The sequence below is a fragment of the Caecibacter sp. AF58-12pH5A genome (assembly GCF_027681725.1).
GTDB lineage: Bacteria > Bacillota > Negativicutes > Veillonellales > Megasphaeraceae > Megasphaera > Megasphaera hominis.
Window position 1 is genome coordinate 76,840 of sequence record NZ_JAQDBC010000006.1, and the last position, 15,407, is coordinate 92,246.

General features: G+C 54.6%; 13 protein-coding genes and 1 riboswitch. All 13 genes read left to right on the forward strand.

The features are described 5' to 3' along the window. The 13 genes from pheT to PGX44_RS04885 all read left to right on the forward strand — a co-directional run bounded on the left by pheT (position 1) and on the right by PGX44_RS04885 (position 15,383). Positions 1-2,433 carry a phenylalanine--tRNA ligase subunit beta gene (gene pheT, locus PGX44_RS04825; RefSeq protein ID WP_498854448.1) on the forward strand — a complete coding sequence of 811 codons (2,433 nt, stop codon included), beginning with the start codon at positions 1-3 and terminating at the stop codon, positions 2,431-2,433. Between the two features lie 187 nt (positions 2,434-2,620). Next, positions 2,621-3,979, forward strand: coding sequence for a trigger factor (gene tig, locus PGX44_RS04830; RefSeq protein WP_498854449.1), 1,359 nt, complete (start codon positions 2,621-2,623; stop codon positions 3,977-3,979). Positions 3,980-4,000: 21 nt separating this feature from the next. After that, positions 4,001-4,609: an ATP-dependent Clp endopeptidase proteolytic subunit ClpP gene (gene clpP / locus PGX44_RS04835; RefSeq protein WP_186502260.1), complete on the forward strand. Its 609-nt coding sequence runs from the start codon at positions 4,001-4,003 to the stop codon at positions 4,607-4,609. A gap of 20 nt (positions 4,610-4,629) precedes the next feature. Next, a complete protein-coding gene (gene clpX / locus PGX44_RS04840) occupies positions 4,630-5,868 on the forward strand; it encodes an ATP-dependent Clp protease ATP-binding subunit ClpX (RefSeq protein ID WP_498854450.1) in 1,239 nt (412 codons plus the stop codon). 121 nt (positions 5,869-5,989) lie between these two features. Beyond that, a complete protein-coding gene (lon, locus tag PGX44_RS04845) occupies positions 5,990-8,308 on the forward strand; it encodes an endopeptidase La (RefSeq protein ID WP_498854451.1) in 2,319 nt (772 codons plus the stop codon). Continuing rightward, entirely contained in the window at positions 8,305-8,943 is a 639-nt protein-coding gene (gene yihA, locus PGX44_RS04850) for a ribosome biogenesis GTP-binding protein YihA/YsxC (RefSeq protein ID WP_498854452.1), read from the forward strand. The genes lon and yihA overlap by 4 nt, the downstream gene beginning before the upstream one ends. A 154-nt stretch (positions 8,944-9,097) precedes the next feature. Then, positions 9,098-9,418 carry a thioredoxin family protein gene (locus tag PGX44_RS04855; protein ID WP_498854453.1) on the forward strand — a complete coding sequence of 107 codons (321 nt, stop codon included), beginning with the start codon at positions 9,098-9,100 and terminating at the stop codon, positions 9,416-9,418. A gap of 83 nt (positions 9,419-9,501) precedes the next feature. Continuing rightward, the gene (locus PGX44_RS04860) at positions 9,502-10,425 is read left to right on the forward strand and encodes a glycosyltransferase family 2 protein (RefSeq protein WP_186502359.1); all 924 of its coding nucleotides are present in this window, start codon (positions 9,502-9,504) and stop codon (positions 10,423-10,425) included. Positions 10,426-10,740: 315 nt separating this feature from the next. Beyond that, positions 10,741-10,872, forward strand: a riboswitch (cyclic di-AMP (ydaO/yuaA leader). Continuing rightward, complete coding sequence (locus PGX44_RS04865) at positions 10,872-11,627, forward strand: C40 family peptidase (RefSeq protein ID WP_498854454.1); 756 nt, start codon at positions 10,872-10,874, stop codon at positions 11,625-11,627. Its footprint overlaps the riboswitch before it by 1 nt. Before the next feature lie 116 nt (positions 11,628-11,743). Next, a complete protein-coding gene (alaS, locus tag PGX44_RS04870) occupies positions 11,744-14,344 on the forward strand; it encodes an alanine--tRNA ligase (RefSeq protein WP_498854471.1) in 2,601 nt (866 codons plus the stop codon). A 41-nt stretch (positions 14,345-14,385) separates the two neighbouring features. Beyond that, positions 14,386-14,646 (forward strand): IreB family regulatory phosphoprotein, encoded by a 261-nt coding sequence (locus PGX44_RS04875; RefSeq protein WP_186504571.1) that lies wholly within the window; start codon positions 14,386-14,388, stop codon positions 14,644-14,646. 7 nt (positions 14,647-14,653) lie between these two features. Beyond that, entirely contained in the window at positions 14,654-15,082 is a 429-nt protein-coding gene (gene ruvX, locus PGX44_RS04880; RefSeq protein WP_186504568.1) for a Holliday junction resolvase RuvX, read from the forward strand. Further along, on the forward strand, positions 15,075-15,383 hold the full coding sequence (locus tag PGX44_RS04885) for a DUF1292 domain-containing protein (protein WP_498854455.1): 309 nt from the start codon (positions 15,075-15,077) through the stop codon (positions 15,381-15,383). The genes ruvX and PGX44_RS04885 overlap by 8 nt, the downstream gene beginning before the upstream one ends. Positions 15,384-15,407: the final 24 nt, after the last annotated feature.

The following is a 15,407-nucleotide window of genomic DNA, read 5'->3' on the forward strand; positions in this document are numbered from 1 at the left end:
ATGAAAAGTTCTTTAACCTGGATGCAGGACTATGTAAATGTAGATATGACAAAGGACCCGCAGCTCTTTGCGGACGTCCTCACCATCGCCGGCGTACCGGTCGAACAGGTCGTTCGCTGGGGCGATGAAATCAAAGGCGTCTATACGGGCCAGATCACGAAAATCGAAAAACACCCCGACGCCGACCACCTGGTCATTTGCCAGCTCAACATGGGCAGCGAAATGGAACCCTTGCAGATCGTCACGGGCGCACCGAACGTCCATGAAGGCGACATCGTTCCCGTTGCCACCCACGGCTCCCATCTGCCCGGCGGCGTAAAGATTAAGAAATCGAAGCTCCGCGGCGTACCGTCCAACGGCATGCTTTGCTCGGCCCACGAACTCGGCCTCGACGACAGCCTTCTCCTGCCGGAAGAACGGAGCGGCATTTGGCTCCTGCCTAAGGATACGCCCCTCGGCGTCGACGCCGTCGACTACCTGGACCTGCGCGACACGGTCTACGAATACGAACTGACACCGAACCGCGCCGACTGCTTCAGCATGATCGGCCTGTCCCGTGAATTCGCCGTCCTGAGCGGCCAGAAAGCCACCTTCCCGGACATCACCGTCGACGAATGCGACACATCCATTGCCGGCAAGGTCACCGTCGACATTGAAGACCCGGAACTGTGCAACCGCTATGCAGCCCGCCTTTTGGTCAACGTCAAAGTCGGCCCGTCGCCCCTTTGGATGCAGCAGCGCCTGCGCAAATCCGGCGTCCGCCCCATCAACAACATCGTCGACGTAACGAACTACGTCATGATGGAACTGGGCATTCCTATGCACGCCTATGACTACGATAAAGTAAAAGACCATCACCTCATTGCCCGCCGGGCCAAAGCAGGCGAAGTCATCAAAACCCTCGACGACGTCGATCGCAGCCTGACCGACCAGATGCTGGTCATTGCCGATCCGGAAAAAGCCTGCTGCATTGGCGGCATTATGGGCGGCCTCAATTCGGAAGTAACCAACGAAACGACAGCAGTCATCCTCGAATGCGCCTCCTTCAAGGGCTCGAGCATCCGTAAGACCGGCCGTGCCCTGGGCCTGCGCTCCGAAGCGTCGGCTCACTTCGAACGCGGCCTCGATGCCGAAGGCTGCGTCCAGTCCCTCGACCGGGCAGCCCAGCTCCTCAAACAAATCGGTGCCGGCGATGTCGCCCAAGGCGTCGTCGATGTCTATCCGGTCAAACAGGCCGTCACCAAGATTCCCTTCACCGCTGCCCAGGTCAGCCATTTCCTCGGCATCGACATTTCAGAAGAAAAGATGATTTCCATCCTGGAAACCCTGGAATTCGGCATTGAAAAAGACGGCGACCAGCTCACGGCCATCGTACCGTCCTTCCGCGGCGACTGCACGGAAATGCCCGATATTGCCGAAGAAGTAGCCCGTATCTACGGCTATGCCAATATCCCGTCCACCCGGCCGATGAGCCGCACAGACCAGGCAACGGTCAGCTTCGAATTCAGCATGCGCGAAAAGATTTCCCAGATCCTCGCCGCCTGCGGCCTTTGCGAAACGGTTACCTTCAGCTTCATGAATACGGACTCCCTGAAAAAGCTGCGCTTCCCCGAAACGGATCCGCTCTACACGGCCGTACCGATTCTCAACCCGATTACAGAAGAATTCCCCCTCATGCGCACGAGCCTCCTGCCGTCCCTCATGGACGTCCTCGTCCGCAACCAGGCCGTAAAGAACCAGTCCGTCGCCATTTATGAAGTCGCTCCGGTCTACCTGCCGAAAGCCCTGCCCATTACAGAGCTGCCCGACCAGGAATACCACGTGACAGGCCTTCTCTACGGCCAGCGCCAGACAGCCGAATGGCCGAATAAAGCCGAACGCTACGACTTCTATGACGTCAAGGGCATCGTCGAAACGCTCTTTGCCAAGCTCGGCATCCACGCCGATTTGGAAGCATCGGACTTTGCGCCCCTCCATCCGGGCGTAGCCGCCCAGTACGTCAAAGACGGCAAGGTCCTGGCCCGCTTCGGTGAAGTCCATCCGGAAACCATCGACAGCTACGACATCAACGGCCCGGTCTACATCTTTGAAATTCACTTGAACGACATCCTGCCGCTCATCAACCTCATTCCGGACTACCACAAGGTCGCCAAGTTCCCGGCCATCAGCCGTGACCTGGCCTTCCTGGCACCGGTCGATACAGCCGATGCAGCCATCATCTCCGTCCTCAAGGACAAAGGCGGCGCCTTCCTCGAAGGCGTACACCTCTTTGACCTCTATCAGGGCAAACAGGTACCGCGCGGCTACAAGAGCATGGCCTACTCCCTGGTCTTCCGTTCCGCCGAAGGCACCCTGACCGATCAGGATATCCAGGCTCCTATCGACGCCATCCTGAAAGAATTGAAAGAAAAACTGAACTGCGAACTGCGCTAAAAACGACGCCGTCGTAAAGGAGGAGCTTCCTGCCGGAGGCTCCTTTTTACGCCAAAGGCCTGAAAAGGGCATGGGTATGCCTTTTGTTGTTGTCAATCACGATAAACTGTGGTATGATGAAGAGCGTAGTATGGATTTTTATAGATAACAAAAGGGGATTAAACCCCATAAGGAGGACATACGAATAATGAACGTAACTGTAAATGAAGTAGATCAGCACCAAGTAACCCTGCACATCGAACTGCCTGCAGCCGAAGCCAAAAAAGGCGCCGCTGCTGCCGTAAAAAACCTTGCTAACAAAGTAAATATCCCGGGCTTCCGTAAAGGCAAAGCACCGCGTATGATACTCGAAAGCTACCTCGGCAAAGACGCTGTCAAAGAAGAAATCAACGACGTCCTGATCAACAAAGCCTACAACGATGCCCTGAACGAAAAGGACATTACGCCTGTATCCGATCCGGAAGTCAAGATCATCTCCGAAGAAAAAGGCCAGGATTTCGTCTTTGAAATCACGGTTACGAAGAAACCGGACGTAAAACTCGGCGAATATAAAGGTATCAAAGCTGCCAAAGAAGAAGCAGAAGTAACAGACGAACAGGTAGCCGAAGAACTCGCTAAAATGCAGAAATCCCACTCCAAACTGGTCGTAGCACCGGAAGGCACGGAAATCGCAGACGAAGACTTCGCTATCATCGACTTCAAAGGCACCGTAGACGGCGAAGCATTCGAAGGCGGCGAAGGCAAATCCTATCCCCTCCAGATCGGCTCCGGCAGCTTCATCCCGGGCTTTGAAGATCAGCTCAAAGGCCTCAAAGCAGGCGACCAGAAAGACGTAAAAGTAACCTTCCCGGAAGACTACTTCGAAGCCAAACTGGCCGGCAAAGAAGCCGTATTTGCAGTTACGATCAACGACGTAAAACGCAGCGAAGTACCGGCTATTGACGACGAATTCGCCAAAGAAGTAGGCAAATTCGACTCCCTCGATGCCCTCAAAGAAGACATCAAAAAACGTCTCGCTTCGCAGGCCCACTTCCAGGCTGTTGAAAAATTCAACAACGACGTTCTGAAAACAGTCGTCGACAACGCCGAAGTAGACATCCCCGCTGTTATGGTAGATACCAAAGTAGACCAGATGGTAGACGAAATGTCCATGCGTCTGGAAACACAGAACCTGTCCCTCGAAGACTACCTCAAATACACGAACTCCGACATGGACAAGCTCAAAGAACAGTATCGCCAGCCTGCTACAGATAACGTAAAGATGGACCTCGTCCTCGAAGCCATTGCCAAAGCTGAAAACATTCAGGTACAGGACATGGACCTCCAGGCCGAAATCTTCACGATGGCACAGAACTTCGGTGCCGATCCGAAAGAAGTATATAATATCATTGTAAAAGAAAGACGCGTTCCCATGCTCATTCAGTCTGTAGGCCGCAAAAAAGCAGCCAGCTTCGTTCTTCAGAACGCCGTAGACACGAACGCCAAAGCAGAAGAAACAGCAGAACCTCAGGTAGAAGAAGTAAAGGCTGAAGAACCGGAAGCGTAAGAAACGCGAGGTGTAATGACTATGAAGATGCAATATGTACCGATGGTTGTCGAACAGTCCAACCAGGGGGAACGGAGCTACGATATCTATTCCCGCCTGTTAAAAGACCGCATCATTTTCCTGGGCGGCCCCATTGAAGACGTAACGGCGAATATCGTCATTGCGCAGCTTCTTTTCTTGGAAGCCGACAATCCTGACAAGGACATTCATTTGTATATCAATAGCCCCGGCGGTGTCGTCACTGCCGGCATGGCTATTTATGATACCATGCAGTATATCAAACCGGACGTATCGACCATTTGCGTCGGCTCCGCTGCCAGCATGGCATCCGTTCTCCTTACCGCCGGTGCCAAGGGCAAACGCTTTGCCCTGCCGCACTCGCAGATCATGATCCACCAGCCTTTGGGCGGCGTCCAGGGCCAGGCGACGGAAATCGAAATCCACGCCCGGGAAATCCTGCGCATGCGCAAAGAATTGAACGGTTTATTAGCAGCCCATACAGGTCAGCCTATTGACGTGATCCAAAAAGATACGGAACGGGATAATTTCATGACGGCAGAAGAAGCGAAAGCATACGGCCTGATTGATGAAATTCTCATTCGTACGCCTGAAAAGAGCGAAACGAAGTAATACGGACATAGGAGGACTACGTGGCTAGAGATAAAATAGACGAACCAACCTGTAGCTTTTGCGGCCGTTCACAGCACGAAGTAAACAAATTGATCTCCGGTCCTGGCGTATACATTTGCGACCAGTGCATCAGCGTCGCCCAGGAAATCCTCGACGAAGAAACACAGGACGAACAGCCTGAATTCTCGCTGAAAAAACTGCCGACGCCAAAGGAAATCAAAGAACACCTCGATGCCTATGTAATAGGCCAGGAAGCTGCTAAAAAAACGTTATCCGTCGCTGTCTACAACCACTACAAACGGTTGCAGTCCAACAGCGTCGACGACGACGTAGAATTACAGAAATCCAATATCATCATGGTCGGCCCTACGGGCAGCGGTAAAACCCTGCTCGCCCAGACCCTGGCACGCATGCTGGAAGTACCCTTTGCCATTGCCGATGCGACCAGCCTGACCGAAGCCGGCTATGTAGGGGAAGACGTCGAAAACTGCCTGCTCAAACTGATCCAGGCAGCCGACTTCGACATTGCCAGAGCCGAACGGGGCATCATCTACATCGACGAAATCGATAAGATCGCCCGCAAATCGGAAAACCCGTCCATTACCCGCGACGTATCTGGCGAAGGCGTACAGCAGGCGCTCCTCAAGATCCTCGAAGGCACCGTTGCCGGCGTACCGCCCCAGGGCGGCCGTAAGCACCCGCACCAGGAAATGCTCCAGATCGATACGACGAACATTCTCTTCATCTGCGGCGGCGCATTCGATGGCATCGACAAGACCATCCGCAACCGTACGTCTGACAAAAACATGGGCTTCGGCGCAGAAATCCACTCGAAGGATGAAAAATCCATGGAAGACCTGCTCCAGGAAATCCAGCCGGCTGACCTGCAGAAATTCGGTCTCATTCCGGAACTCGTAGGCCGTCTGCCCATCCTGGTTACGCTGAACCCCTTAGACGAAGACGCCATGGTTCACATCCTGACCGAACCGAAAAACGCCCTCGTCAAACAGTACCAGCGCATGCTGGCCCTGGACCACGTGAAGCTGACCTTCGAAGACAGCGCCCTCCAGGCAATCGCCAAGGAAGCCCTGCGCCGCAGTACCGGCGCCCGTGGCCTGCGCGCCATCATCGAACGGATCATGCTCAACGTCATGTTCGAAGTACCAAGCCGCGACGATGTCAGTGAGTGCATCGTAACGGAAGACTGCATAACCAAAGGCGCGGAACCGACATTAATACAAGGTCCGGCCCAGAAATAAACGAAAATAAAACTCATTTCTTCACCGCAGGAAATGAGTTTTATTTTACACTATAAGCATACCGATTCAGTAAATATTCGTTTCGGTTTATACTTGTGTTACCAGTAAGAAGGTGAGTTGTATGGATGAAAATTCTATTTTGAAATTGCCCTTTATCCCCTTACGGGGAATCGTCGTTTTTCCAAAACTGCTCAGCAACATCGACATAGGCCGGGAAAAATCCCTCGCTGCCGTCGATTACGCCATGGAGCACGACCGGATGCTGCTCGTCTCGGCCCAGCTCGATGACGAAGTAGAAGAAGCGATCCTCCAGGACGTTTATCACATCGGTACGCTCGTCAAAATACAGCAGCTCCTGCGCCTGCCCGGCGGCATTGTCCGCATTCTCGTAGACGGCATCGCCCGTGTGCAGATCCAGGGCGGCAGCATGAAAGAAGGCTACACCGAAGCCGCCGCTGTCGAGCTCCCGGAAGAATTTCTCGATGAAAATGAAGACGAAGCCCTGAACCGCATTATGTCCAAACGGTTCAATGACTGGCTTGATAAGATAAAAGGCCACGAAGACCTGCAGGCCAAAGCCAACGCCATCCACCAGCCCGGTGTACTGGCCGACTTTATCGCCGCCCAGCTGCCCATCCGCCTGGCAGCCCAGCAGGCCATCCTGGAACTGACAGACGTGCGCGAACGCATGAAGCGCGTCTGCACCTACCTCGACACAGAAGAAGACATTGCCAGCCTGGAAACGCGCCTCAACATGCAGGTGCGCAGCAAGATGGATGAACAGCAGAAAGAATACTACCTGCGGGAAAAACTCAAAGCCATCCATCAGGAACTGGGCGACAAATACGATAAAGATACAGAAGTAGAAGAGCTGCGCGAAAAAATCGACAAGCTCGACGTACCGGACAACGTGCGCGAAGTCATGCTGAAGGAAGTCAACCGCCTGGACGCAATGCCGCCCATGATGGCTGAATCGGCCGTCATCCGCACCTACCTGGACCACCTCATGGCCCTGCCGTGGTCGACAGAAACAGAAGACCGCCTGGACCTCAAGATTGCCCAGGATATCCTCGACCAGGATCACTACGGCCTGGAAAAGATCAAGGACCGGATCATCGAATACCTGGCCGTCCGCCAGCTGACCAACAGCCTCAAAGGCCCGATCCTTTGCTTCGTCGGCCCTCCCGGCACAGGCAAGACGAGTATTGCCCGTTCCATCGCCCGCGCCATGAACCGCAAATACGTGCGCATTTCCTTAGGCGGCGTCCGCGATGAAGCAGAAATCCGCGGCCATCGCCGTACGTACATCGGCGCCATGCCGGGCCGGATCATCGCCGGCATCCAGCAGGCAGGCACGAAAAACCCGGTCTTCCTCCTCGATGAAATCGACAAGATGACGTCGGACATGCGCGGCGACCCGTCGTCGGCCCTCCTCGAAGTCCTCGACCCGGAACAGAACAATACCTTTAGCGATCACTTCATCGAAGTACCCTTCGACCTTTCCAAGGTCCTCTGGATTACGACGGCCAACAACATCGGCCAGATTCCCGGACCACTGCGGGACCGCATGGAAATCATCGAATTCACGAGCTATACAGAAGAAGAAAAGCTGCAAATCGCCAAGCGCTACCTCGTGCCCAAGCAGCTCAAGGAAAACGGCGTCCTCGCCAGCCAGGCGAAGTTCTCCGATGCCGTCCTGCGTCACATCATCCAGGACTACACGCGCGAATCCGGCGTCCGTACCCTCGAAAAGACCATCGGCTCTGTCATCCGCAAGGTCGGCAAGTCCATCCTCATGCAGGACGACAAGCCCCTGACCGTCTCGGTGAAGAACCTGGAAAAAATCTTAGGCCCCATGAAATTCCTGCCTACGCAGGTCAATAAAGAAGACGAAGTCGGCCTCGTAACGGGCATGGCCTGGACCCAAGTCGGCGGCGAAGTCCTGGAAACAGAAGTCGCCGTCGTCAAAGGCAAAGGCGCCCTGCACCTGACGGGCCAGCTCGGCGACGTCATGAAGGAATCGGCCGAAGCAGGCCTGACCTACATCCGCAGCCGCGCTGCTTCCCTGGGCCTGGAAGACGATTTCTACGCCAAGACGGATATTCACATCCATCTCCCCGAAGGGGCTGTACCCAAGGACGGCCCGTCTGCCGGCATTACCATGGCGACAGCCATTGCCTCGGCCCTGACGGGACGCAAGGTCCATCACGACCTGGCCATGACCGGTGAAATTACGCTGCGCGGCACGGTCCTTCCTGTCGGCGGCATTAAGGAAAAGGTCATTGCCGCCCATCGCGCCGGCATCAAGAAGATTCTCTTGCCGGAAGAAAACAAGCGCGACATGGTCGACGTACCGGACGTGGTGAAAAAAGACGTGAAATTCGTCTTCGTCCACCACATGGATGAAGTGCTCGAACAGGCACTGGTGAGTGCAGAATGAGTGACATCACGCACGGCAAGCTGCAGATCATCCAGGCCAAATACACGGCGTCTGCCGTCCGCAAGGACCAGTACCCTACAGAAGGACTGCCGGAAATCGCCTTTCTCGGCCGTTCCAACGTCGGCAAATCGAGCCTCATCAACTCCCTCTGCGGCCAGCGCGGCCTGGCCCGCGTCAGCGGCGCACCGGGAAAGACCCAGACCATCAACTACTTTAACGTAACCCTCCAGGAAAAGAACGACGCCGAAGAGCAGCGCACGCCCCTCTTTTTCGTCGACCTGCCGGGCTACGGCTTTGCCAAAACAGGCGGCAAAAACCGCCAGCTTTGGAGCCATTTCATTGGCGAATACATTACGGGCTCGCCCAACCTGTCCCTGCTCTTTCTCCTCGTCGACCTGCGCCATCCCGGCCTCGATATCGACCTGCAAGCGTACCGCTGGCTCGCCGATAACGAAGTGCCCCTGCAGATCATCGGCACGAAAGCAGACAAGCTCGGCCGCAACGACAGGAGCCGCAACCTGGCAGCAGTAAAACGTCTCTTTCCGGCGGCCTTTCCGCCCATTGCCTATTCGTCCCTCAAACAGGACGGCAAAAACGAACTGCTCCACATGGTCTACGAAGCCCTATACGAATGATACGAAGCTGCCTGTCCCGGCCTATGCTGCGGACAGGCAGCCTCTTTGTCTTTTCCGGCCTTTTTGCCCAGAAGAAAGAATACTGGAAACATAATAGGACATTTGCTATAATAGAAGTAGTATGGTAAAGCATCCTAAAGAGGGGGTACACGCAATGGCTGTAGAAACACTGGATACAGAAGCGGCATTTACGCCCCATGTGCTGCACAAGAAAGGCCTGGTCATCGTCGACTTCTGGGCTCCCTGGTGCGAAGGAGGCGGCGCAATCGTCCAAGAAATAGAAGGCGCTGCTGCCTGTACGCCACCGGCTGCGGTCCTCCGCGTCAACGTCGACCAGTTCCCTGGCCTGGCGGCTGCCTATGACATTACTGCCGTGCCGACACTGCTCTTTTTCAAAGACGGACACCCTTTGAAACGGATCATCGGCTATACGACACAAGGTGAGCTGGAAAAGTTCCTCTCCACGCTGGAGTAGGAACGCGTTCGTTTTTTGACTGTAAAATTGTTGGGATGGTATAATAAAGAGTGAGTCTATTTAATTTAGAAGCAAAAAAACTGCTGTCCATTGTCGTCCCTGTATACAATGAACAGCTAAACATTGAAAAATTTTATGAAGAAGCGACAAAAGCCGTAGCCGGCCTCGATATGGACTATGAAATCATTTTCGTCGACGATGGCTCCAAGGACACGACGCCGCTCATCCTGAGCCGCCTGACCCAGCAGGACGCCCACGTACGGGCCCTGATCCTGGCACGCAACTTCGGCCACCAGTTGGCCATTACGTGCGGCATGGACCACGCCAAGGGCGACGCCATCATCACCATGGATGGCGACCTGCAGCACCCGCCGGCGATGATACCCGATTTGGTGCAGAAATGGCGCGAAGGCTACGACGTCGTCCAAACCGTGCGCAAGGCGACAGATGATGCGGGCTTTTTAAAACGCCTGACGTCCAAATGGTACTACATCATTTTGAACGCCATGTCACCCGTACACATTACACCGGGCGGCTCCGACTTCCGCCTCATCGACAAGCGCGTCCTCGAGACCTTCATGCGCTTTCGCGAACACGACCGCTTCATCCGCGGCATGATCGGCGACATCGGCTACAAGCAGACAACGCTTAGCTTCATCGCCCCCCGCCGCTATGCAGGGAAATCCAAATTCTCCGGCCGTAAAATGCTCCATTTTGCCCTGGACGGCATAACAGCCTTCTCCAAGACACCCCTGCGTATCTCCTTTTACGTAGGCCTCCTAAGCGGCCTCTTAAGCGTTTTAATGATCATTCACGTCCTATATTGCCACATCACCGGCCAAGCAGCCCCAGGCTGGACCACCACCATGATCGTAGTCTGCCTAATGGGCGGCCTGCAACTCATCTTCATGGGCATCATAGGCGAATACATAGGACGCATCTTCGAAGAAGTAAAACAACGCCCCCTATACTGGCTAAGAGCCGAACTAGGCCAAAAGAAAGATTAGCCTCCCCGGGGGGATTTGCCTTCCCCTAGGGGGAAGGCGGGTCTCGAAGAGACCGGATAGGGGAGTGAATCGCCTTCCCGCTGAATCGCCTTCCCTGGGGGGAAGGTGGGGCGCTGTGCAATGCACAGCGACACGGAAGAGGCGAAAAAAAGTAAAGGCGAAACTAAAGCCCACGTAAACTAGATGGTATAAGAGAAAAGTGGTTCTATGTGCTACGCACATAGAACCGAAAGAGGCGAAATTACAGCTCACGTAACCTGAAAAGGCAAAAACCTAAAAAGGCGAAAAAAATCACACAAAAACTAGATAGCGTATAATTGTAGTATGTCGAATCCCCGCAAGGGGTACGGAGGACCCGCGCACGTGGGGTGAATCTGCCATTTTCGCAGAGGGCCTGCCTCAGGCCTAACCCGTCAGCTAACTTCGGAGACAGAGAGGAGTATTCGATGTGGAATACAATGCGCCGCGCCCTGGGACTGAGTCTCGTCCTGGCAGCGGTAACCCTGTCCGTCAATGCCTACAGCATCGGCGATCAGGGAGTACAGGTACTGAAGATCCAAAAGCAGCTCAGCCAATACGGCTATCGTATCAAGGCAGACGGCGTCTACGGCGGCGAAACCGCCCGGGCTGTCCAGCTCTTCCAGGCAGATAAGGGCCTGGCCATTGACGGCATCGTCGATAACAAGACCTACCGCAAACTGACAGGGTCCTCCTTATCCAGGGACGAAGCAAAACGGGCAGAACAAGCCAAAAAAGCAGCAGCCACCTTGAAAACGAAGTATCCCAGCCGTAACTACGGCGAATATTCCAAAGCCAGAAACATTACGAGCCACGACGTCATTGGCGACCGCCTCGTATCGACAGCCAACCGTTACGTCGGCGTGCCCTACGTTTTTGGTGGCAACACGCCGAGCGGCTTCGACTGCTCGGGCTTTACACGGTACGTCTTTTCCCATAACGGCATCGAACTGCCGCGCATGGCAGACGAACAATACCGCCTCGGTTCTTCCGTTTCCCGCGAAGAACTCATGCCCGGCGATCTGGTCTTCTTTACGACGTACGAAGCAGGCGTATCACACGCCGGCATCTACGTCGGCAACGACCACTTCATCAGTGCCACGACCAGTGGCGGCATCCGCGTCGACAGCATGGACAGCGACTATTGGGCTTCCCATTACGTCGGTGCCCGGCGCGTCCGCTAAACAATATAATAATTATTAGCACGAATTGGCCAGAAAGGTTGCTCAGACCGGGCAAATAAGCGTATAATCTGACGCAGAGAAGCTAATAAGAGGGAGTGTTTAATATCATGAAGTATATGACGGGTAATGAAATCCGCACAGCCTATTTGGAATTCTTTAAAAGCAAAGAGCATCTCATCTTGCACAGCTTTCCGCTCATTCCGGAAAACGACCCAAGTCTCCTGCTCATCGGCGCCGGCATGGCCCCGCTCAAACCGTATTTTACAGGCAAACTCGTACCGCCGTCGTACCGCGTGACGACCAGCCAAAAATGCATCCGTACAGATGACATCGACAACGTAGGCCGCACAGCTCGTCATCATACGTTCTTTGAAATGCTGGGGAACTTCTCCTTCGGCAACTATTTCAAAAAAGAAGCCATTTCCTGGGCCTGGGAATTCCTCACCAAAGTCCTCGAACTGGACCAGTCCAAGCTCTCCGTCACCATCTATCCCGATGACGACGAAGCCTACGACTACTGGCACAACATGATCGGTCTCCCGGACGACCACATCTTCAAGATGGACGACAACTTCTGGGAAATCGGCGAAGGCCCGTGCGGCCCGGACAGCGAAATTTTCTACGACCTCGGCCCGGAACGGGGCTGTGGCAAACCGACGTGCACCGTCGGCTGCGACTGCGACCGTTACCTCGAAATCTGGAACCTCGTCTTCACGCAGTTCAACCGCACGAAGGACGGCGAATACGTACCGCTCGAAAAGAAAAACATCGATACCGGCATGGGTCTCGAACGTATTGCCTCTGTCGTCCAGGAAAAAGAATCAAACTTCGAAACAGACCTCATCTATCCGATTATTGAAAAAGTCATTGCCATCAGCGGCGGCGACTACAGCAAACCGGACCAGAAGATGGCCATGAAGGTCATTGCCGACCACATCCGCGCTGTCACCGTCATGATTGGCGACGGCATCCTGCCGAGCAACGAAGGCCGCGGCTATGTCCTGCGCCGTATCCTCCGCCGCGCCGTCCGTTACGGCCGCGTCCTCGGCATCAATGACCTCTTCCTGAGCTCCCTCGTCGACACAGTCATCACCATTCTCGGTGCCGAATACCCGGAACTCAAGCAGTACGAAAGCCTCATCAAACGGATCATCGACACCGAAGAAAAACAGTTCAGCGCCACCCTGGCCCAGGGCCTGGAAATGCTGCAGGACCTCATGAACGCTGCCGGTGACAAAAAAGTACTCGACGGCCAGTCCGTCTTCAAACTCTATGATACCTTTGGTTTCCCTGTCGAACTGACCCAGGAAATTGCCGAAGAAAACGGCTTTGAAATCGACCTGGACGGCTTCAAGGAAGCCATGAAGGAACAACAGGACCGGGCTCGTGCAGCCCGCACCAAAGTCGACGCCAAGGTTGTCGTACCGGATACGACCAAACTCGACCAGTCCAAGCTCGTCAACGACCCGGCTGCCGAACAGGCACAGATCGTCATGATCGGTAAGGACGGCGTAGAAGTAGAAACAGCCGGCGACGGCGAAGAAGTCACGCTCATCCTCGACGCCAACCCCTTCCACGCTGAAGGCGGCGGCCAGCTCGGCGATACAGGCAGCATCCGTGCTGCCGGCGGCAGTGCAGCCGTTAGCGACGCCAAGGCCTTGCCGAACGGCCTCGTATACCTCATTGCTACGGTCAAAGAAGGCGCCATCCACAGCGGCGATACCGTACAGCTCAGCGTCGATAAAGCCCGTAACCTGGCGCTCGCCCGCAACCATACGGCAACGCACCTCCTGCAGGCAGCCCTGCGGACCGTCCTCGGCAACCACGTCAACCAGGCCGGCTCCCTCGTCACACCGGACCACCTGCGCTTTGACTTTACCCATTTCTCGCCCGTCACGGCAGCCGAACTGGAAAAAGTAGAACAGCTCGTCAACGACGAAATCCTCAAAAACGACGTCGTCACCATCGAAGAAATGCCTATCGACGCAGCCAAAGAAAAAGGCGCCATGGCCCTCTTTGGTGAAAAATACGGCGACATCGTCCGCGTCGTCTCCGTCGACGGCTTCAGCTGCGAACTCTGCGGCGGCTCCCACGTCAAGAGCACAGCCATTATCGGCTCCTTCCGGATTCTTTCCGAATCGGGCACCGGTACAGGCGTACGCCGTATCGAAGCCGTAACCGGCGCAGCAGCCCTGCAGAAGGCCAAAGAAGACCAGGCCGTCCTGCGCCAGCTCGCAACCGACCTCAAAGCCAAGAACAGCGAAATCACGACGAAGGTCGCAAACCTCATGAGCCAGCTCAAAGAAGCAGAAAAAGAACTGCAGCAGCTCAAAAAGGAAGCAGCCCTCTCCGATCTCGACACCATTCTCGCCAGCCAGGAAACCATCGGCGGCGTCAGCGTCGTAGCAGCCCAAACCCAGGCCGACTCCATGGACAGCCTGCGTGACCTGGCCGATACGATCATGGATAAATTGGGCAACGGCGTTGTACTCCTCAGTGCAGCGCATGAAGATAAAATCAACTTCGTCTGCAAGGTTGCTAAAGCAGACACCAAAAAAGGCCTCCATGCCGGCAAGATTATCAAAGCGGCAGCCCAGGTTGCCGGTGGCAACGGCGGCGGCCGTCCCGATATGGCCCAGGCTGGCGGCAAAGAACCGGCCAAAGCCGGCGAAGCCCTGCAGGCTGGCAAGCAGCTCGTCCAAGAACTGCTCGGCTGATTTCCCTGCAGCGATGTAAAGAAAAAAAGGATGTGATTATGATGGCAGTTAGTGATGAAACGATGATCGTCCAAAACAGGAACGAAGAGCAGACCGTAGCCTCTATGATTCTGGAAGACGTATATCACGCACTGGAAGAAAAAGGGTACAATCCGATCAATCAGATCGTGGGCTACCTTCTTTCCGGCGACCCTACGTACATTACAAGTCATAATAATGCGCGCAGCAATATTCGCCGTATCGAACGGGATGAACTCATTGAAGAACTCGTCCGTTCGTATGTAAAACAGCATAACCTATAGGAGCTTTATGAGAATTTTAGGCTTAGATGTAGGCTCACGCACCATTGGCGTAGCCTGCAGCGATGCCCTGCTGCTCACCGCACAGGGCGTAGAAACGATCCGCAGGAAATCCAAACAAAAGGACTTCGAACGCCTGCAGGAACTCGTCAAAGAAAAAGAAGTACACCGCATTGTCGTGGGCAAACCCCGCCACATGAACGGCGACTACAGTGAAAATATCGAAAAGATAGAACACTTCGTCGAAGAACTCAAAGGCGTCATGCCGGACATGGAATTTGTCTACTGGGATGAACGCCTGACCACGGTCATGGCGCACCACGTGCTCATGGAAGGTAACGTGCGCCGCGAAAAGCGCAAGCAGATTGTCGACAAAATGGCGGCAGTCTTTATATTGCAAAATTACTTAGATGCCCAACAGGGAGGACAACATGACTGAAGAACGCATGGACAACGAAACGGTTGAAGAAGTAGAACTCATCACCATTACCGGTGAAGACGGACAGGAAGAGTACTATGCAGAAGATGTAACCATCGAATATGCAGGCAAACAGTTTGCCGTACTCGCTCCCTACGTCGAAGACGAAGAAGCTGCAGCTGCCACCAGCGGTGACGCTATCATCGCCCGCATTGACGAAGAAGACGGCGAACCCGTCTACGTATCGCCGACGGACGAAGAATTCGACGCTGTCGTAAAAATCTACGACCAGATCGTAGCCGAAGACACAGTAGAAGAATAAGAACAACACAAAGGCCCTGTCTGG

Coding starts and splice junctions, on each gene's coding strand:
- pheT (WP_498854448.1), top strand. CDS start 1: ATGAAAAGTTCTTTAACCTGGATGCAGGACTATGTAAATGTAGATATG.
- tig (WP_498854449.1), top strand. CDS start 2,621: ATGAACGTAACTGTAAATGAAGTAGATCAGCACCAAGTAACCCTGCAC.
- clpP (WP_186502260.1), top strand. CDS start 4,001: ATGAAGATGCAATATGTACCGATGGTTGTCGAACAGTCCAACCAGGGG.
- lon (WP_498854451.1), top strand. CDS start 5,990: ATGGATGAAAATTCTATTTTGAAATTGCCCTTTATCCCCTTACGGGGA.
- yihA (WP_498854452.1), top strand. CDS start 8,305: ATGAGTGACATCACGCACGGCAAGCTGCAGATCATCCAGGCCAAATAC.
- PGX44_RS04855 (WP_498854453.1), top strand. CDS start 9,098: ATGGCTGTAGAAACACTGGATACAGAAGCGGCATTTACGCCCCATGTG.
- PGX44_RS04865 (WP_498854454.1), top strand. CDS start 10,872: ATGTGGAATACAATGCGCCGCGCCCTGGGACTGAGTCTCGTCCTGGCA.
- alaS (WP_498854471.1), top strand. CDS start 11,744: ATGACGGGTAATGAAATCCGCACAGCCTATTTGGAATTCTTTAAAAGC.
- PGX44_RS04875 (WP_186504571.1), top strand. CDS start 14,386: ATGGCAGTTAGTGATGAAACGATGATCGTCCAAAACAGGAACGAAGAG.
- ruvX (WP_186504568.1), top strand. CDS start 14,654: ATGAGAATTTTAGGCTTAGATGTAGGCTCACGCACCATTGGCGTAGCC.
- PGX44_RS04885 (WP_498854455.1), top strand. CDS start 15,075: ATGACTGAAGAACGCATGGACAACGAAACGGTTGAAGAAGTAGAACTC.